The organism is Citrobacter sp. JGM124 (assembly GCF_018257795.1).
Lineage (GTDB): Bacteria > Pseudomonadota > Gammaproteobacteria > Enterobacterales > Enterobacteriaceae > JGM124.
In genome coordinates, this window is the sequence record NZ_JAERJD010000001.1 from 95,627 (window position 1) to 114,989 (window position 19,363).

Genomic DNA, 19,363 nt, shown 5'->3' on the forward strand with positions numbered 1-19,363 from the left:
ATGATCCCCGTTGATGAACATATGTTGTATGCCCCGATTGAATGGCAGGACTGTTCCGCCGGTTATAGCGATATCCGCTACCATAAATCCCAGGACGGTATTGCCAAAATCACCATTAATCGTCCACAGGTTCGTAATGCTTTTCGCCCATTAACTGTGAAGGAGATGATTGACGCCCTGGCGGATGCCCGTTATGACGACAGCATCGGGGTGATTATTCTGACGGGGGAGGGGGATAAAGCCTTCTGTGCAGGGGGGGATCAGAAAGTCCGGGGGGATTACGGTGGTTATCAGGATGCCAGTGGTGTCCATCACCTTAATGTACTGGATTTCCAGCGCCAGATCCGTACCTGCCCTAAACCGGTGGTGGCCATGGTTGCGGGTTACTCTATCGGAGGGGGGCATGTATTGCACTTGATGTGTGACCTGACCATTGCGGCTGAGAATGCCATTTTTGGTCAGACAGGACCGAAAGTAGGATCGTTTGATGGTGGCTGGGGGGCTTCATACATGGCCCGTATTGTTGGCCAGAAAAAGGCGCGCGAAATCTGGTTCCTGTGCCGCCAGTACGATGCACAGCAGGCGCTGGATATGGGACTGGTAAATACAGTCGTACCGCTTAACGAGCTGGAAAAAGAGACCATTCGCTGGTGCCGGGAAATGCTGCAAAATAGCCCAATGGCGCTGCGTTGCCTGAAAGCCGCACTGAATGCCGACTGTGATGGTCAGGCTGGCTTACAGGAGCTGGCGGGCAATGCCACAATGCTATTTTATATGACCGAAGAGGGTCAGGAAGGACGGAATGCCTTTAATCAGAAACGGCAACCGGACTTCAGTAAATTTAAACGGAATCCATAATGCGCCGGGCTGCCGTATGGCGTTACCAAATCCCGATGGATGCGGGAGTGGTACTGCGTGATCAGCGCATGAAACAACGTGAAGGGTTACTGGTGCGCTTAACTCAGGGGGAGCAGGAGGGTTGGGGAGAAATTGCCCCCCTGCCAGGATTCAGTTATGAGAGCCTCATGGAGGCTCAACGCGTGCTAGTTGACTGGCTTGATCAGTGGCAAACAGAGGTGGAGTCACCTTTACCGGTTATGCCCTCTGTAGCCTTTGGTGTGAGCTGTGCACTGGCTGAACTTCACGGGCTGCTGCCCGTGGCAGCCGATTATCGAACGGCTCCGTTGTGCAGTGGGGATCCTGATGAGCTTATCCTGAGTCTGGCGGCGATGGAGGGTGAAAAAATTGCCAAGGTTAAAATTGGTGAATATGAAGCGGTGCGGGACGGGATGGTGGTGAACCTGTTGCTGGAAGCCGTACCAGGATTACGGTTACGCCTCGATACTAACCGCCGCTGGACTCCGCTTAAGGCTCGACAGTTCGCAAAATATGTTGATCCTGCTTATCGCTCGCGTATTGCTTTTATTGAAGAACCCTGCCAGAACCCTGATGACTCACGAGCGTTCAGCCATGAGACGGGTATTGCTATTGCATGGGATGAAAGCCTGCGCGAAGAGGGGTACCATTTTCAGTCCGAAGCCGGTGTGGCTGCGGTGGTGATCAAACCAACACTGACCGGCAGTCTTGAGCGTATTCAGCAACAGGTCTCGGCCGCACAGCAACTGGGGCAGACTGCCGTTATCAGCTCCTCTCTGGAATCCAGTCTGGGACTAACGCAACTGGCACGAATAGCCGCCTGGTTAACCCCCGGAGTGATACCCGGTTTAGATACCCTGACGCTGATGCAGGCGCAAGTGATCAGACCCTGGCCTGCCAGTCCGCTTCCTTGCTGGAAGAAGGATAATTTGGAACGCATCCGATGACTTTTTTTCACTGGCCCTGGCATCATTGGGCACGCCAGCGTAGGGGCGATAATGCTCTGATACTGGAAGGAAAAACACTTAACTGGGGGGACTTATGCCAGCAAGTGGACGCCCTGGCGGGTGGTTTTCATCAACAGGGCGTCAAGGCAGGTGACGGGGTGGCGCTAAAGGGGAAGAACAGCGCACAAATATTACTGGCATGGCTGGCGCTGTTACAGTGCGGTGCGCGTATCCTGCCTCTTAACCCTCAGTTTCCAGAATCATTTTTGTCATCTCTATTACCGGGAATGACCCTTTCCTGGGGGCTTGCGGCACCTGATGATACTCCCCCCCCGGGTTTACCTTCCTTGCAATGGATAACCGCAAGTCCCTGGCAGGAAACCTGGCAACCTGACCGGCTGGCTTCCATGACGCTGACTTCAGGGAGTACCGGCACCCCAAAAGCGGCGGTGCACACGCCAGCCGCACACTTGGCGAGTGCGGCTGGTGTGCTCTCCAGACTGCATTATGGCATGGAGGATCGTTGGTTACTGTCACTGCCACTCTTCCATGTTTCCGGGCAGGGCATTTTCTGGCGCTGGTTACTGGCCGGGGGGCAACTTGTACTTAAACCGGATATCCCACTTGGCAAGGCATTGCAGGGCTGTACTCATGCCTCGCTGGTACCCACTCAGCTTTGGCGTTTGCTGGAACAGAAACAAGCCATCACCTTACGTGAAGTCTTGCTGGGCGGTGCCGTCATCCCGGTGACATTGACTCAGCAGGCTCAGGCTATTGGCCTCACTTGCTGGTGCGGCTATGGGCTGACTGAACTGGCCTCGACAGTCTGTGCTAAACGAGCGGATGGCTTACCTGATGTAGGCCCCCCGCTACCTGGGCAGAGGGTGAAAATCGTTGAGGGTGAAATTTGGCTTCGCTCTTCCAGCCTTGCGAGGGGATACTGGCACAATGGCCGACTGATGCCTGTTTGTAATGCAGAAGGCTGGTTTCCTAGCCATGATCTTGGTGTCTTACAGGGGCAACGATTACAGGTTTTAGGACGCTCCGATAATCTGTTTTTTAGTGCAGGGGAAGGCATTCAGCCTGAGGCTGTGGAACAGGTGATCGCCAGACACCCGGCGATAGAGCAGGTATTTATTGTTCCGGTGGCTGATGTGGAGTTTGGGCAACGTCCAGTGGCGATAATTACCGTCCGCGAGGGGGTGAGCTTTCAAGATCTTCACTCGTGGCTGGAGGGGAAATTGCCACGCTTTCAGATGCCCGTCCACTGGTATCTGTTACCTGATGAATTCCAGCAGGAAGGGATAAAAGTTTCGCGCCACAGGCTGATGGCCTGGGTAATGGGCGAGCGATGATAGCTGTTGCTGACTGACGAGCCCGGCCCCTGGCCGTGATGCACACCCGAAACTGGAATGAGACTCACCACACTCAGGCTGACTCACTCATAAATTGATGAACGGTTACCTGAAATATGGACGGAGACCGGCACCGACAGAAGGAAGAACAGCCCGGGCCATGAAACAGCCCGGGCATTGGTCACGGGTATTCATCCCCGGTGGTTATCAATAACGTGCCGGATGCACCCGTTTGCGGCTATTTATTGCTCGCCAGCTGTTGCAGTGCGGCCTCAATACCGGCCCGGTATTCAGGCGCAATCTGAGCAAACAGCCCCAGCTGGCGTTCAGTAATGTCCGCTGGCACACTTTGCAGTTCTCCTGCAATACGCTGGAACATGCGCTGATGCTCTTCTTCGCTAAGCAGGTTAAACAGCGCCCGTGGTTGGCTGAAATAGTCATCATCCTCACGGTGGTTCCAGTGATCTGCCGCCCCTTCAAGGCTCAGAGGGGGTTCTCTAAAGTCAGGCTGCTCCTGGAACACATTGAAACTGTTTGGCTCATAAGTTGCGCCATTACCACTGTTGCCATCGATACGCATCGCACCATCACGGTGGTAGTTATGGAACGGGCATTTTGCAGCATTGACGGGAATCTGATGATGATTCACCCCCAGGCGATAGCGATGGGCATCACCATAGGAGAACAGGCGCCCCTGGAGCATACGGTCCGGGGAGAAGCTGATCCCGGGAACGATGTTTGCGGGGGACATAGCCACCTGTTCAACCTCAGAAAAATAGTTTTCCGGGTTACGGTTCAGTTCCAGCACCCCTACCTCAATCAGTGGGTAGTCAGCATGTGGCCAGACTTTAGTCAGGTCGAAAGGGTTGTAAGGGGTCTGTGAGGCTTCTGCTTCGGGCATAACCTGAATAAACAGAGTCCAGCGTGGGAAGTCGCCTTTTTCAATGGCATCATAAAGATCACGCTGGGAGCTTTCACGATCCTCGCCAATGATTTTTTGTGCCTCATCATCCATCAGGTTTTCAATACCCTGCTGTGATTTCAAATGGAATTTTACCCAGAAACGCTGATTGTCTTGATTGATAAAGCTAAAGGTATGGCTACCAAAACCGTGAATATGGCGATAAGAGCGAGGCAAGCCCCGGTCACTGAAATCGATAGTCAATTGATGCAGGGCTTCAGGCAAATGGGAGAAAAAGTCCCACTTATAGGTGGCATTACGCAGATTTGTTCGGGGATCACGTTTTACCACGTGGTTAAGGTCAGGGAACTTCAGCGGATCTCGCAAATAGAATACGGGCGTATTGTTACCGACCAGGTCCCAGTTACCTTCTTCTGTGTAAAACTTGATGGCAAAACCCCGGATATCACGTTCCGCATCCGCAGCACCACGCTCCCCGGCAACGGTTGAAAAACGAATAAATAACTCCGTCTTTTTGCCCACCGTATCAAACATTTTTGCGCGGGTATAACGAGAAATATCATGGGTGACAGTGAACTGACCGAACGCTCCTGAGCCTTTTGCATGCATCCGGCGTTCTGGGATCACTTCACGGTCAAAATGGGCAAGTTTTTCCAGGAACCAGACATCCTGGAGTAACATCGGGCCGCGTGGACCTGCGGTAGCAACATTATTGTTATCGGCAACCGGGGCGCCTGCAACAGTGGTTAATCCTTTTTTGCTCATCTGTATCTCCAATAATAAAATAGACGGTTTTAAGAAAGTAATGACATTTGCTCACCCTTAGGTTTAGGTGGTTTTTGTCCTTTTCACAATGTGCCATTTCCTATTACTGTAATTCCTTGATCCCGAGACAAAGATCCGTTCTATTTTCATTTTATTACAATGCAAGAATCAGTAGCATTTAGTGAGGCATTGATTAGATAATCTACGTGTGAGAGATTTTATCTATAGGGGCTCCCCCCTTTTTTCAGGAACCATGGAATGAAAAAGCGATATCTGGCTTGTGTGCCGGGGCTATTGTTGATATCTGCCAGTGCGAGTGCAATCAGCATTGGTGGCGGAGTGGGTAAAGAGTTTAGCTACTTAGGTGCTTCTACCGATACCAGCGGTTTGTCAATTAATGGGAACTATGCCCACCATGAAAATAATGGCAATACGGCCGGTTTAGGGCTTGGCTATAATATCCCTCTGGGGCCTGTTACGGCGACAGTGGGTGGCAGGGCACTCTACCTGAATCCGAAAGAAGGCAAAAATGGTTATGCTTTGGCGGCGGGGGGCGGTTTAAGGTGGCCTGTTACTTCCAGCGTCAGCCTGTTTGGTGATTATTACTACTCACCGGACTCGCTCTCCAGTGGTGTAAAAGACTATAAAGAAGCCAGTGCTGGTGCTAGCTGGGCCATTTTCCGGCCAATCAGCCTTGAAGGCGGTTATCGCTATATTGCGCTGGATGGTAAAAATGGCGACAGTAACAGAATGATTGCTGATGGCGCCTACGTCGGGGTTAATGCCCGTTTCTAATCTTGTCAGCGCGGTATTCTACCGCGCTTTATCATGCCTGTTTTCAGCGCCGTCTGCGTTATATCGCCTCGATCATGTCTGTGATTTGCCACGCGATGCAAAGGAAATGCACAATAATCTGAAGTATAGCAGGCAGTACGTCCTCCATTTATCTGCAAGGTAGAGCAATGTTAAAAGTAGAAATGCTGTCAACCGGTGATGAAGTTTTATACGGGCAAATTATTGATACCAATGCCGCCTGGCTTGCGGATTATCTGTTCAACCACGGATTACCTTTTTCACGTCGCAATACGGTCGGTGACAACCTTGAGGATTTAATTACCATCCTTAAAGAGCGCAGTCAGCACGCGGATGTGCTTATTGTTAACGGTGGTCTGGGTCCGACCAGTGATGATCTCAGTGCATTGGCAGCAGCGACTGCTGCTGGCGTCGAGTTAGTGGAGCATCAAGAGTGGCTGAAAACGATGGAAGCCTTCTTTGCAAAACGGGGTAAAATCATGGCGCCGACCAACCGTAAGCAAGCGTTAATCCCGGCCCACAGTGAGATGATTGATAACCCGGTTGGGACAGCATGTGGTTTTGCAATGCAGCTGAATCGTTGTTTGATCTTTTTTACTCCAGGCGTTCCATCCGAGTTCAAAGAGATGGTTGCGCAGGAGATTTTGCCGCGATTGCGGGCACGCTTTACGCTGCCTGAACCTCCTGTGTGTTTGCGTCTTACTACCTTTGGCCGCGGTGAAAGTGATTTAGCCCAAAGCCTGGAAAATTTGCCATTACCTGATGGGGTCGTGATGGGTTATCGGTCGTCCATGCCGATCATTGAGCTGAAACTCACCGGGCCGGCAACGCAGCGGGCAGCAATGGAAGCTATCTGGCCAGAGGTCAAACGTGTCGCGGGTGATAGCCTGATTTATGAAGGGACAGAAGGTTTACCCGCACAAATAGCCCGTCGACTGAAGGCAAATCATCAGACATTGAGCATCAGTGAGCAATTTACGGGCGGTTTGCTGGCGTTGGATCTTGTCAGAGCCGCTGTCCCGTTGCTTGCCAGTGAAATACTCCCCCCCCAACAACAAAGCCTCAGGGATACGCTGGACTATGGTGCTGGTCTGCGTCAGAAACAGGGGGCCGATCTGGCCTTGGTGATCGCGGGCACGATAGAGAGTCAGATTAATTTTGTTCTGACAACCGAGACAGGGGACTACGGTTTAGCTGTTGAGTTTGGTGTGAGCCATTATCAATTGGCAACGCGTCAGGAAGTTTGTGCCCTGATGGCTTTGAATATGCTGCGTCGCTGGATGAATGGAGAGGCACTGGCTGTCGATCAGGGATGGATTAAAATCCGTGAATCATATGGTGACCTTGTTTAAATCATACTGTTGTCATTTGTGTTTCCTATATTGTCGTTGACCTGACCAAGGGGTAACCACAACGACAAAGGAAAACAGTATGCACTTCACTCGAACACGATCCGCGTTATTAGTAAGTTGCCTGGCACTGAGTTGTAACCTTTGGGCACAAGCTCAGTCAGTGCAGGCAACCCTTGCCGGCCATGCGATCTTGCCTGTGCAGTCACTCATTCCAGCCCCTGATGATGCACCATCAGATTTGCAACAAAGTGGTAAATACACCAGTGGGCAACGTGTCACTGAATTGGGTAGTGTACCCGGGAAGTCTGCTGATCGTTTGACGGGAATAGGCTTGCCTGTCAATGGGCAGCCCTTACAGGGGCATTCAGGGATTAAACATATGCCTGATGGAACCTACTGGGTTCTGACAGATAATGGTTTTGGTAGCAAAGCCAACTCCCCCGATTCCATGCTGTATCTGACACAATACAACATTGATTTTAAAGACGGGACAGTGACACCGTTACGCACATTATTCCTGAATGACCAGGATAGAAAAGTGCCGTTCCATATTGTTAATGAGAGCACCGAAAAGCGTTATCTGACGGGGAGCGATTTCGATCCTGAAAGTTTCCAGTTTGCCGATAATGCGCTGTGGATTGGTGACGAATTTGGCCCCTGGTTGATTAAAACAGATTTGAATGGCAAGGTTCTGGCAGTTTTTGATACCCGTGTGGAAGATAAGGTAGTGAAGTCACCCGATAACCCAACCCTGACATTGCCAGGAGCCCCTGATGGGAAACAAAATTTCCAGGTAACGCGCTCCAAAGGGTTTGAAGGAATGGCCGCTTCACCGGACGGTAAAATGTTATACCCGATGCTGGAAGGGGCGCTCTGGGAAGGCGAGCAGTATGAAAATGTTGAGGGGAAACGTTATCTACGAGTACTGGAATTTGATGTAAAAAAACAGGACTGGACAGGGCGTAGTTGGCAATATGTCCTTGAAGATAATCAGAATGCGATTGGTGATTTCAATATGACAGACGCCAGTCATGGTTTGGTTATCGAACGGGATAATGGGGAAGGTGCTTCAGATAAGGCCTGTGCTGAAGGGGCCCCGACGGATAACTGCTTTAGCAAACCGGCGAAGTTTAAGCGAGTGTATAAAATTGCTTTTTCCGATGATAACGTCGGTAAGCCTGTCGATAAACTGGCTTATATTGATTTAATGAATATTCAGGATCCGGACAAACTGGCACGTAAACCATTAAATGATGGAGTACTGACTTTCCCGTTCTTTACTATCGAGAATGTTGATGTTGTTGATGATAGCCATATTATTGTGGGTAACGATAACAATTTCCCGTTCTCTTCCAGCCGTGAGCCGAATATGGCGGATGATAACGAGTTTATCTTGTTAAACGTCCCTGACTTGCTGAAATAACAGGCGGGACATTCACCGTCGTCCCGGGTTTTTTTGGGGCTTTTGATTGTTATCCTGCTGCTCGTGGTGAAGAAAAAGCCCCTCCTGTAAACAGGGGGGCTTTTGACTGACTGTACTGGCAAATGGCTCGGGGCTTAATACACTAAAGCTCTATTTCGATATCGCCCTTCGCTTTACAACAGCAGGGAAGTATTTCCCCTGGCTGAATGAGTGCCAGGGGTTTAGTCAGCCAGTTAACTTCGCCAGTGACCAGCTTGACCCGGCATGAACCACAATATCCCTCACGACACTGATATTCCACACAGATATTGTGAGACTCCAGGGCAACAAGCAGCGAAGGGTGTTCTTTATGGCTGATTAACTTCGCGCCGGTAATTGTGAGTGTAATGCTACCCATACCTTAAAGCTGGAAGTTGCTCAGGTCATCGGTATCGACTTCCGAGTCAATTTGACCCACCAGATAAGAGCTGACCTCAACTTCTTGTGGCGCCACTTGTACGTTGTCTGACACCAGCCAGGCATTAATCCAGGGAATAGGGTTTGAACGTGTCTTAAAGGGCAAATCCAGCCCTACTGCCTGCATACGAATATTGGTGATGTACTCAACATACTGGCAGAGAATATCTTTGTTCATGCCAATCATAGAGCCATTGCGGAACAGATACTCAGCCCACTCTTTTTCCTGCTCTGCGGCCAGAACAAACAGGTCGTAACACTCCTGGCGGCATTCCAGTGCAATCTCTGCCATCTCAGGATCATCTTCACCTGAACGTAACAGGTTCAGCATATGCTGCGTGCCGGTCAGGTGCAGGGCTTCATCACGCGCAATCAGTTTGATGATTTTAGCGTTTCCTTCCATCAGCTCACGTTCTGCGAAAGCAAAGGAGCAGGCGAAGCTCACATAGAAACGTATGGCTTCCAGTGCGTTAACGCTCATCAGGCAGATATAAAGCTGTTTTTTCAGTTCGCGCAGATTAATGGTAATGCTTTTACCGTTAACATGGTGGGTACCTTCCCCCAGTAAATGCCAGTAACTGGTCATTTCAATCAGCGTATCGTAGTAACCCGAAATGTCTTTCGCACGCTTGAGGATTTCCTGATTGGTGACAATGTCATCAAAAACAATCGCCGGATCGTTAACGATATTACGAATAATATGGGTGTAGGAACGGGAGTGAATAGTTTCACTGAATGCCCAAGTCTCAACCCATGTTTCAAGCTCTGGGATGGAGATCAAAGGCAGCAGGGCTACGTTCGGGCTGCGTCCCTGAATAGAGTCCAGTAATGTTTGATATTTCAGGTTGCTCAGGAAGATGTGTTTTTCATGCTCTGGCAGTGCCTGGAAATCGATACGATCCCGGGAGACGTCAATCTCCTCCGGGCGCCAAAAGAAAGACAGTTGTTTTTCTATTAACTTTTCAAAAATATCATATTTTTGTTGATCGTAACGCGCCACGTTAACGGACTGACCAAAGAACATCGGCTCGGACAGTTGATCATTTTTATTCTGGGAAAATGTAGTGTAAGCCATTAATAATATTCCTTATACAGAGGTCCCGGGCCACATGATGTCATGTTGCCCGGGAGGCATCAGATCTTACAGGCACCGCTTTCGCAATCGTCATCCTGGGCTGAAGGCAGCAGGTCATCCTGGTTATCTTCGGCGCCATCACGGGTATTTTGGTAATAAAGCGTCTTCACACCAAATTTGTAGGCGGTGAGCAAGTCTTTCAGCAATTGCTGCATCGGAACTTTCCCTGACGGGAAACGCGTTGGGTCATAGTTAGTGTTAGCCGAAATAGCCTGGTCGATGAATTTTTGCATCAGACCCACTAACTGCAGGTAACCATCATTGTTTGGCAGATCCCACAGCAATTCATAGTTATCTTTAAGGCGGTCATATTCAGGAACCACCTGACGCAGAATACCGTCTTTAGAGGCTTTAATGCTGATATGGCCGCGTGGTGGTTCGATTCCATTGGTGGCGTTAGAGATTTGTGAGGATGTCTCTGAAGGCATCAGTGCGGATAAAGTCGAGTTACGCAGACCATGCGTTTTAATGGACTCACGCAAGGTTTCCCAATCGAGATGCAGTGGTTCATTACTGATAGCATCGAGATCTTTCTTATAACTGTCGATAGGCAAAATGCCCTGAGCATAGGTGGTTTCGTTAAACCACAAGCAGGCACCTTGCTCTTTAGCCAGCTCATTAGATGCTTTCAACAAATAGTACTGAATTGCCTCGAAAGTTTTATGGGTCAGGTTGTTTGCACTCCCATCGGAATAACGCACCCCATTTTTGGCCAGATAATAGGCGTAGTTAATGACACCTATACCCAGGGTACGGCGCCCCATCGCGCCCCGTTTTGCTGCAATGATTGGGTAATCCTGATAGTCAAGCAGGGCATCCAGAGCACGTACTGCAAGAGCGGCGAGATCTTCTAATTCATCCAGGCTTTCGATAACCCCGAGGTTAAATGCGGACAAGGTGCAGAGGGCAATTTCACCGTTTTCGTCATTAATATCATTCAACGGTTTAGTCGGGAGGGCAATTTCCAGACACAGATTTGACTGACGTACAGGAGCCACGCTTGGGTCGAACGGGCTATGGGTATTACAGTGATCCACGTTTTGAATATAGATACGCCCCGTGGACGCACGTTCTTGCATCATCAGTGAAAATAGCTCAACGGCTTTAATGCGTTGCTTACGAATACTGCTATCTTGTTCATATTGCGTATAAAGGCGCTCGAACTCAGTCTGATCGGCGAAGAAGGCATCATACAGACCCGGAACGTCAGAAGGGCTGAACAAGGTGATGTCTTCACCTTTAAGCAAACGGGTATACATCAATTTATTGATTTGTACCCCATAGTCCATATGGCGCACGCGGTTGCCTTCCACGCCACGGTTATTTTTCAATACCAGCAGGCTTTCAACTTCCAGGTGCCACATTGGGTAAAACAAGGTCGCCGCACCACCACGCACGCCCCCTTGTGAGCAGGATTTTACTGCTGTCTGGAAATGTTTATAGAACGGAATACAACCGGTATGGAAAGCCTCACCACCACGAATTGGGCTACCTAACGCACGAATACGTCCTGCGTTGATACCGATCCCCGCACGCTGAGAAACATATTTTACAATAGCGCTGGACGTCGCATTGATGGAATCGAGGCTGTCACCACACTCAATCAGCACACAGGAGCTGAACTGACGAGTAGGGGTTCGTACCCCTGCCATGATAGGGGTCGGCAGAGATATTTTAAAGGTTGATACCGCATCGTAGAAACGTTTCACATAATCAAGACGTGTTTCACGGGGATAACCGGAGAACAGGCATGCAGCGACCATCATATAGAGGAACTGAGCACTTTCGTAAATTTCGCCGGTCACGCGATTTTGTACCAGATACTTGCCTTCAAGCTGTTTCACTGCCGCATAGGAGAAATTCATATCGCGCCAGTGATCGATGAAATCGTCCATCTGCTTGAACTCTTCTTCCGTGTAGTCTTCCAGCAGATGTTGATCGTATTTTCCTGCTTTAACCATTTTAATAACATGGTCATAAAGCTTAGGAGGCTCAAACTGGCCATAGGCTTTTTTACGCAGATGGAAAATCGCCAGTCGTGCAGCCAGATACTGATAATCAGGGGCATCACGGGAGATTAAATCAGCCGCTGCTTTGATAATCGTTTCATGAATGTCAGAAGTCTTAATACCATCATAGAACTGAATATGGGAACGCAGTTCAACCTGCGAGACTGAAACGTCATCCAGCCCTTCGGCAGCCCAGTCTATTACTCGATGGATTTTGTCCAGATTGATGCGCTCAGTGCGACCATCACGTTTTGTAACCAGCAGACTCTGATTCATGTGCGTTGTACCTGTCCGTGAAAAGAAGATATCCCCGCTTTATACACATTTGTTAATCTGTGACTAACTCTGTGGATAAATACTATATGTAGGGGTTTGGATAAAAATAAATCACAATATGGTGAGTATTCTAGTAAGGATTCTCTTTAGAACAAGTATTGATTTTGAGGAGAAATTGAGGTTCTGAAGTGTGAATTTCTGTAAGTCCTCGCCACATAAGGCCTGATTCGATTGTCAATGGGATACAAAAAAAATGAAAAATTTGATCGGATGCTGGTTTCTTAAACTTAATGAATAAATGCGCAGCATTACTGCTGCGCATTTTTCAGTACGAGTTGGTATATCTTATGCCTGATCAGGCTTCAGTATGCAGAATATAATTAACGTCGACCCCAGGACCAAGGCTAAAGTGGTTAGTTAATGGATTGAAATGTAAACCGGTGATGTGACGTTCACGGAGCGGGGTCTGGTCAATCCAGTGCAATAATTCGGCAGGTTTAATAAATTTTTTGACGTCATGCGTTCCCTTGGGAACCATACGTAACACATATTCGGCGCCAACCACCGCCATTAACCAGGCTTTGCCATTACGATTAATCGTGGAAAAAAATACATGACCACCCGGTTTGACCAATTGCGCACATGCGGCAACTACCGATTGTGGGTCGGGAACATGCTCAAGCATTTCCATACAGGTGACAATATCGTACTCACCGGCATGCGCTTCAGCGTGTTGTTCAACGGTTTCCTGTATGTAGTTAACACTGATACCTTCTTCTAAAGCATGCAGTCTGGCCACTTGTAATGGTTCTGCCCCCATATCCAGGCCGGTAACATCGGCCCCTTCACGGGCCATACTTTCTGCCAGAATCCCCCCTCCACAGCCAACATCGAGCACTTTTTTACCGAAAATTCCCCCTGAACGCTGATTGATGTAACCCAGACGTAAGGGATTAATGCGGTGTAGTGGCTTAAATTCACCTTCAAGATCCCACCAGCGAGAAGCAACAGCTTCAAATTTGGCTATTTCTTGTGGATCGACATTTTGTGAAAACGACGGGTTTTCAGGGTTCATAGCGGTGGTAACTCCTTTCAGAAGTGAATGACAGCAGTATATCAGGCTAGCGTCGTGAATAAAGCGTCAGCAAAAGCGTTCTGGTTTCCCCACTGTGGGGCGCATGTGTTATAATTTGCGACCTTTGAATCCGGGATACAGTGAGAGGGATAGCGTTTACATGAGCGACCTTGCCAGAGAAATTACACCGGTCAATATTGAAGAAGAGCTTAAAAGCTCCTATCTGGATTATGCAATGTCGGTTATTGTCGGCCGTGCACTTCCAGATGTCCGAGATGGACTCAAACCGGTACACCGTCGCGTACTCTACGCCATGAACGTACTGGGCAATGACTGGAATAAAGCGTATAAAAAATCAGCCCGTGTCGTGGGTGATGTCATCGGTAAATATCACCCCCATGGTGATACGGCTGTCTATGACACCATTGTACGTATGGCGCAGCCATTCTCCTTACGTTACATGTTGGTTGATGGCCAGGGAAACTTCGGTTCTGTCGATGGTGACTCCGCTGCGGCGATGCGTTATACGGAAATCCGTATGTCGAAGATCGCCCATGAGCTAATGGCTGATTTGGAAAAAGAGACGGTAGACTTCGTCGATAACTATGACGGTACCGAAAAAATTCCGGATGTCATGCCAACCAAGATCCCGAATCTTTTGATTAACGGTGCATCCGGTATTGCTGTGGGCATGGCAACGAATATTCCACCTCATAACATTACGGAAGTGATCAACGGTTGTCTCGCCTTCATTGAAGACGAAAACATCAGTGTTGAAGCCCTGATGGAGCACATCCCTGGCCCGGATTTCCCGACTGCGGCAATCATCAATGGCCGTCGTGGCATTGAAGAGGCTTATCGTACTGGGCGCGGTAAAATCTATATTCGTGCCCGAGCTGAAGTTGAAGCTGACCCGAAAACAGGTCGTGAAACCATTATCGTTCATGAGATCCCCTATCAGGTAAATAAAGCCCGCCTGATTGAGAAAATCGCTGAACTGGTGAAAGACAAGCGTATTGAAGGGATTAGCGCGCTAAGGGATGAGTCTGACAAAGACGGCATGCGTGTTGTCATTGAAATCAAACGAGATGCTGTAGGGGAAGTGGTACTTAATAATCTCTACTCCCAGACTCAGTTGCAAGTCTCATTCGGCATTAACATGGTGGCATTGCACCATGGTCAGCCGAAGATCATGACACTCAAAGAGATCCTGTCAGCATTTATACGTCACCGTCGTGAAGTCGTGACGCGCCGGACGATTTTTGAACTACGCAAAGCTCGTGACAGGGCCCATATCCTTGAAGCTCTGGCCATTGCACTGGTTAATATTGATCCTATTATTGAGCTTATCCGTCGAGCGCCGACACCGGCTGAAGCGAAAGCAGGTTTAACAGCACAGCCGTGGGATTTAGGTTCTGTGGCACAGATGCTGGAACGTGCCGGGGATAATGCAGCACGTCCTGAATGGCTGGAACCAGAGTTTGGTATTCGTGACGGAAAATATTTCCTCACCGAGCAGCAAGCGCAAGCTATCCTCGATTTACGTCTGCAAAAGCTGACAGGGCTTGAGCATGAAAAACTGCTCGATGAATATAAAGAACTGTTGTTACAAATTGCAGAACTGCTGCATATTCTGGGCAGTGCAGAACGTTTGATGGAAGTCATTCGTGAAGAACTGGAAGCAATGCGTGCTCAGTTTGGTGATGATCGCCGCACAGAGATAACCGCCAATTCTGCTGATATTAATATCGAAGACTTGATCAATCAGGAAGATGTTGTGGTCACCTTGTCCCATCAGGGATATGTGAAATATCAGCCTCTTACCGATTATGAAGCTCAGCGCCGTGGTGGTAAAGGTAAATCAGCTGCGCGGATTAAAGAAGAAGACTTCATCGACCGACTGCTGGTGGCCAATACCCATGACACCATCCTTTGTTTCTCAAGTCGTGGTCGTCTCTACTGGATGAAGGTATATCAATTACCAGAGGCCAGTCGCGGGGCTCGTGGCAGACCGATTGTGAACCTGTTACCACTTGAGCAAAATGAGCGTATCACGGCGATTCTGCCAGTCCGTGAATATGCTGAAGGGGTAAACGTCTTTATGGCAACCGCCAGCGGTACCGTGAAGAAAACCATGCTGACTGAATTCAGCCGTCCACGTTCAGCCGGTATCATTGCTGTCAACTTGAATGAGGGTGATGAACTGATTGGTGTCGATCTTACCGATGGGCAAGATGAGGTGATGTTATTCTCTGGCGCTGGTAAGGTCGTTCGCTTTAAAGAGGACGCGGTTCGTGCGATGGGGCGTAATGCTACCGGTGTTCGCGGTATCAAACTGGCGGACAGCGATAGTGTTGTATCGCTTATTATTCCGCGAGGTGAGGGCTCTATTCTGACTGTGACACAAAATGGTTACGGTAAACGTACCTCAGCAGCAGAATATCCAACTAAATCCCGTGCGACTCAAGGCGTTATCTCTATCAAAGTGACTGAACGTAACGGTACTGTCGTCGGTGCGGTCCAGGTTGAAGACACGGACCAAATCATGATGATCACCGATGCGGGTACACTGGTGAGAACCCGAGTATCTGAAGTCAGTGTTGTGGGTCGTAATACTCAGGGCGTGATTCTGATTCGTACAGCGGAAGATGAGCACGTGGTAGGTTTACAACGTGTCGCTGAACCTGTTGATGACGAAGAGCTGGACAGCATTGATGGTTCATTAGCGGAAGGGGACGATGATATCGTGCCTGAAACGGACAGTGACGAAGACGAAAGTAACGACGCAGACGAATAATCTGAAATAGCGGATAAAACCGTATTGCGTTGTTGGCTTTTATCATCACTAAAAAGAGGGAAAGCATTTGTTTTTCCTCTTTTTTTATGTTTTTTCTGTAAATATTACTATCGCCGGTGTTGGTGATATCACTTAAGGTTATCATCCCGCATCGCATTGGTATTGCGAGGGGGATATTTTACGACTACCTTAACCTTATCAGATTCTCTTTTACTCGCTGACTTTCAGGCCTAATTTGAACTATCTTGTCTCTTTCCGTAATACCCTGAAAATTTCCCGCTATCTTTTTCGGGCTCTGGTGCTGTTATTTTGGCTGCTGATTGTACTGCTTTCTGTATTTTATATTATTAATGCTCTACATCAGCGAGAGTCAGAGATAAGACAAGAATTTAATACGAATTTTGATCAAACCCAGCGTTTCATACAGCGCAGTAGTGATGTTATCAAAGATCTCAAATACGTCACTGAAAATAGATTTATCACCCCAATAGACCCTCAGCCCCCGGTAGATGCTGAAGACAGTTTGCCTGAGACTCCCACGTTCATGCCTTTATTGGAGCCCTCCAATTGCTCAGTAACCCGTGAAAGCTGGAATACGCCTGTACAGTCTCTGGCGGGATATCTCCATTACTGGCAGGAGAATTTTTCTACAGTTTACGATCTTAACCGGATTTTTTTAGTGATTGATGACGGGCAATGTATTGCGAATTTTGGCCTCAGAGATATGCCATTTGAACGCGACAGCACCCTCAGAATGCTCCAGAGTCGGGTACAGGATTATTACGGAACCGCTCGAAATGAGCGGCCTAATAGTCTCTATTGGATAGAACAGGGGCCACGTCCCGGGCTGGGTTATTTTTATACGATAACACCGGTTTATCAGTCAAACAGACTCCAGGGGCTGTTGGGCATAGAGCAAAGTGTAAGAACCGAAAACTTTTTTATACCCGGTTCGTTACCCGTAGGGGTCGGTATTTTTGATGAATCAGGTAAGCTGTTAATCTCCCTGCGTGGTTCTGATCCTCGCCTTGAGCTGGAAAATAGCTGGTTACAGAACCGTACCTGGTTCGGTTACAGCTCTGGTTTTAAATCACTGGTGTTGAAGAAGAATCTCTCCCCCACATCGTTGACTGTGGTTTATTCGGTGCCCGTGGAATTTGTTTTTGACACTATCCGGTTGTCGGTTATTAATGCCGTGATACTGAATCTGCTGATAGGTCTGGGGCTGCTGCTGCTGACTCGGATGTATGAGCGGCGCGTCTTTGTGCCAGCAGAGAGTGATGCGCGACGCTTAGAAGAAAATGAACAGTTTAATCATAAAATAGTCGCATCTGCCCCGGTTGGGATCTGTATCTTGCGCACGCGGGATGGCACGAATATTCTCAGTAACGAGCTGGCACATGACTACCTGAGCATGCTGACTCATGAGGACAGGCAAAAACTCACGCAGATTATTTGCGGGCAACAAGTCAATTTTGTCGATGTTCTGACCAGTAATCAGACAAACCTGCAAATGAGCTTTGTTCATTCACGTTACCGTAATGAAAATGTTGCCATATGCGTATTGGTGGATGTCAGTGCCCGGGTAAAAATGGAAGAGTCTCTGCAAGAGATGGCCCAGTCTTCTGAGCAGGCGAGCCAGTCAAAATCCATGTTCCTTGCTACCGTGAGTCATGAATTACGCACGCCGTTATACGGGATTATTGGTAACCTTGATTTGTTGCGTAACGAGACCTTACCAAAGGGTGCAGACAGGCTGGTAACAGCCATGAGCAATTCCTCCAGCCTTTTATTAAAAATCATCAGTGACATTCTCGATTTCTCGAAAATAGAGTCTGAGCAATTAAAAATAGAGCCACGAGAATTCTCACCTCGTGAAGCCCTTGATCACATTACAGCGAACTATTTACCACTGGTAGTCAGAAAACAACTTGGGCTGTACTGCTTTATTGAACCCGAAGTTCCCCTGACGTTATCAGGCGACTCAATGCGCCTGCAGCAGGTGATTTCCAATCTGCTGAGTAATGCGATTAAGTTTACTGATTTCGGCTGTATTATTATCCATGTCGCACTCCAGGATGATTACCTTAGCTTCCGGGTTCGGGATACCGGGATCGGTATCCCGTCGAAGGAGTTGATGAGCTTGTTTGATCCCTTCTTTCAGGTCGGATCTGGGGTTCAGCACAATTTTCAGGGTACAGGGCTGGGGCTGGCTATCAGTGAAAAACTGATTAACATGATGGATGGCGATATTTCAGTTGACAGTGAACCGGGCATGGGGAGCCAGTTCACGGTGCGTATTCCTCTTTATCATGCTCATTTTGCGCCGGTCGTCGAATGTGAGGAATTTACACGTTATTGTTGCTGGCTCGATGTACGCAATGATTCATTAAGCGACTACCTTAAATTGCTGCTAGTTGACTGTGGGATGACTGTACGCTACTGGACAGGGGAAGAGCCCAGTTCCAACGATATTCTGATCAGTGATGAAAAACGTAAAAGTCCATGGGGTGGTAAGGCGAGCATTATTTTTGACCACTCTCATATTGGGCTTCCTGTTGAACGCCATGCAGGAGAATGGATATACAGTACGGTATCCCCCCATGAGCTCCCGATGCTGTTAGCACGTATTTATGGCATGACTGCTGAACGGCAAAATCTGCGGACCGAATTATTTCAATTATCAACAGATAACGAGAAGAGTGAAAATAATGAAGATATGCTGATTCTGGTCGTGGACGATCATCCCATCAACCGTCGATTACTTGCAGACCAGTTAAGCCTGCTTGGTTATCGTTGCAGAACAGCCAATGACGGTGTGGATGCGCTTAATGTGATCAGTAAAAACCATATTGATATTGTTTTAAGTGACGTAAACATGCCGAATATGGACGGTTATCGTCTGACACAGCATATTCGTGAGCTGGGGTTAACCATGCCGGTCATTGGGGTAACCGCGAATGCGCTTGCAGAAGAAAAACAACGTTGTATTGCTTCAGGAATGGACAGTTGTCTTTCTAAACCGGTAACCCTGGACGTGGTCAGGCTGACACTGGAAAAATATGCAGCACAGGTCAGGAAAACACGTCAACTCCATGAAGTATAACAAGAGTGCGGATCTATTCCCCTGTTTTCATCAGGGGAATAGATCGCTAATGCTTC

Annotated in this window: 13 protein-coding genes; 8 read left to right on the forward strand and 5 right to left on the reverse strand. The window is 48.5% G+C overall.

Annotated elements, in window-relative coordinates:
* From menB to menE, 3 genes are read left to right on the forward strand one after another with little or no spacing between them, the layout of a single operon-like run.
* Positions 1–858: a 1,4-dihydroxy-2-naphthoyl-CoA synthase gene (gene menB / locus JK154_RS00435; protein WP_211990523.1), complete on the forward strand. Its 858-nt coding sequence runs from the start codon at positions 1–3 to the stop codon at positions 856–858.
* Entirely contained in the window at positions 858–1,823 is a 966-nt protein-coding gene (menC, locus tag JK154_RS00440; protein ID WP_211990524.1) for an o-succinylbenzoate synthase, read from the forward strand. The genes menB and menC overlap by 1 nt, the downstream gene beginning before the upstream one ends.
* Positions 1,820–3,178: an o-succinylbenzoate--CoA ligase gene (gene menE / locus JK154_RS00445; RefSeq protein WP_211990525.1), complete on the forward strand. Its 1,359-nt coding sequence runs from the start codon at positions 1,820–1,822 to the stop codon at positions 3,176–3,178. Before menC ends, menE begins: the two co-directional genes overlap by 4 nt.
* Before the next feature lie 238 nt (positions 3,179–3,416).
* Here menE and JK154_RS00450 read toward each other — a convergent pair whose 3' ends face one another.
* The gene (locus JK154_RS00450; protein WP_211990526.1) at positions 3,417–4,865 is read right to left on the reverse strand and encodes a catalase; all 1,449 of its coding nucleotides are present in this window, start codon (positions 4,863–4,865) and stop codon (positions 3,417–3,419) included.
* Between the two features lie 258 nt (positions 4,866–5,123).
* Here JK154_RS00450 and JK154_RS00455 point away from each other — a divergent pair, with 258 nt between their 5' ends.
* The 3 genes from JK154_RS00455 (at position 5,124) to JK154_RS00465 (ending at position 8,453) form a co-directional block, all read left to right on the forward strand.
* Entirely contained in the window at positions 5,124–5,660 is a 537-nt protein-coding gene (locus tag JK154_RS00455) for a YfaZ family outer membrane protein (protein ID WP_211990527.1), read from the forward strand.
* A 167-nt stretch (positions 5,661–5,827) separates the two neighbouring features.
* Positions 5,828–7,030, forward strand: coding sequence for a nicotinamide mononucleotide deamidase-related protein YfaY (locus JK154_RS00460; RefSeq protein ID WP_211990528.1), 1,203 nt, complete (start codon positions 5,828–5,830; stop codon positions 7,028–7,030).
* A gap of 79 nt (positions 7,031–7,109) precedes the next feature.
* Positions 7,110–8,453 carry an esterase-like activity of phytase family protein gene (locus tag JK154_RS00465; protein ID WP_211990529.1) on the forward strand — a complete coding sequence of 448 codons (1,344 nt, stop codon included), beginning with the start codon at positions 7,110–7,112 and terminating at the stop codon, positions 8,451–8,453.
* A 142-nt stretch (positions 8,454–8,595) separates the two neighbouring features.
* Here JK154_RS00465 and yfaE read toward each other — a convergent pair whose 3' ends face one another.
* From yfaE to ubiG, 4 genes are all read right to left on the reverse strand, one after another.
* A complete protein-coding gene (gene yfaE / locus JK154_RS00470) occupies positions 8,596–8,850 on the reverse strand; it encodes a class I ribonucleotide reductase maintenance protein YfaE (protein WP_211990530.1) in 255 nt (84 codons plus the stop codon).
* A 3-nt stretch (positions 8,851–8,853) separates the two neighbouring features.
* A complete protein-coding gene (nrdB, locus tag JK154_RS00475; protein ID WP_211990531.1) occupies positions 8,854–9,984 on the reverse strand; it encodes a class Ia ribonucleoside-diphosphate reductase subunit beta in 1,131 nt (376 codons plus the stop codon).
* 59 nt (positions 9,985–10,043) lie between these two features.
* Positions 10,044–12,329 carry a class 1a ribonucleoside-diphosphate reductase subunit alpha gene (gene nrdA / locus JK154_RS00480; protein ID WP_211990532.1) on the reverse strand — a complete coding sequence of 762 codons (2,286 nt, stop codon included), beginning with the start codon at positions 12,327–12,329 and terminating at the stop codon, positions 10,044–10,046.
* 355 nt (positions 12,330–12,684) lie between these two features.
* On the reverse strand, positions 12,685–13,404 hold the full coding sequence (ubiG, locus tag JK154_RS00485) for a bifunctional 2-polyprenyl-6-hydroxyphenol methylase/3-demethylubiquinol 3-O-methyltransferase UbiG (protein ID WP_211990533.1): 720 nt from the start codon (positions 13,402–13,404) through the stop codon (positions 12,685–12,687).
* A 160-nt stretch (positions 13,405–13,564) separates the two neighbouring features.
* Here ubiG and gyrA point away from each other — a divergent pair, with 160 nt between their 5' ends.
* Positions 13,565–16,201 carry a DNA topoisomerase (ATP-hydrolyzing) subunit A gene (gene gyrA, locus JK154_RS00490; protein WP_211990534.1) on the forward strand — a complete coding sequence of 879 codons (2,637 nt, stop codon included), beginning with the start codon at positions 13,565–13,567 and terminating at the stop codon, positions 16,199–16,201.
* A gap of 235 nt (positions 16,202–16,436) precedes the next feature.
* A complete protein-coding gene (gene rcsC / locus JK154_RS00495; protein ID WP_211990535.1) occupies positions 16,437–19,307 on the forward strand; it encodes a two-component system sensor histidine kinase RcsC in 2,871 nt (956 codons plus the stop codon).
* Positions 19,308–19,363 lie beyond the last annotated feature (56 nt).

Coding starts and splice junctions, on each gene's coding strand:
- ubiG (WP_211990533.1), bottom strand. CDS start 13,404: ATGAACCCTGAAAACCCGTCGTTTTCACAAAATGTCGATCCACAAGAA.
- JK154_RS00450 (WP_211990526.1), bottom strand. CDS start 4,865: ATGAGCAAAAAAGGATTAACCACTGTTGCAGGCGCCCCGGTTGCCGAT.
- menB (WP_211990523.1), top strand. CDS start 1: ATGATCCCCGTTGATGAACATATGTTGTATGCCCCGATTGAATGGCAG.
- yfaE (WP_211990530.1), bottom strand. CDS start 8,850: ATGGGTAGCATTACACTCACAATTACCGGCGCGAAGTTAATCAGCCAT.
- nrdB (WP_211990531.1), bottom strand. CDS start 9,984: ATGGCTTACACTACATTTTCCCAGAATAAAAATGATCAACTGTCCGAG.
- JK154_RS00455 (WP_211990527.1), top strand. CDS start 5,124: ATGAAAAAGCGATATCTGGCTTGTGTGCCGGGGCTATTGTTGATATCT.
- JK154_RS00465 (WP_211990529.1), top strand. CDS start 7,110: ATGCACTTCACTCGAACACGATCCGCGTTATTAGTAAGTTGCCTGGCA.
- menE (WP_211990525.1), top strand. CDS start 1,820: ATGACTTTTTTTCACTGGCCCTGGCATCATTGGGCACGCCAGCGTAGG.
- nrdA (WP_211990532.1), bottom strand. CDS start 12,329: ATGAATCAGAGTCTGCTGGTTACAAAACGTGATGGTCGCACTGAGCGC.
- gyrA (WP_211990534.1), top strand. CDS start 13,565: ATGAGCGACCTTGCCAGAGAAATTACACCGGTCAATATTGAAGAAGAG.
- menC (WP_211990524.1), top strand. CDS start 858: ATGCGCCGGGCTGCCGTATGGCGTTACCAAATCCCGATGGATGCGGGA.
- JK154_RS00460 (WP_211990528.1), top strand. CDS start 5,828: ATGTTAAAAGTAGAAATGCTGTCAACCGGTGATGAAGTTTTATACGGG.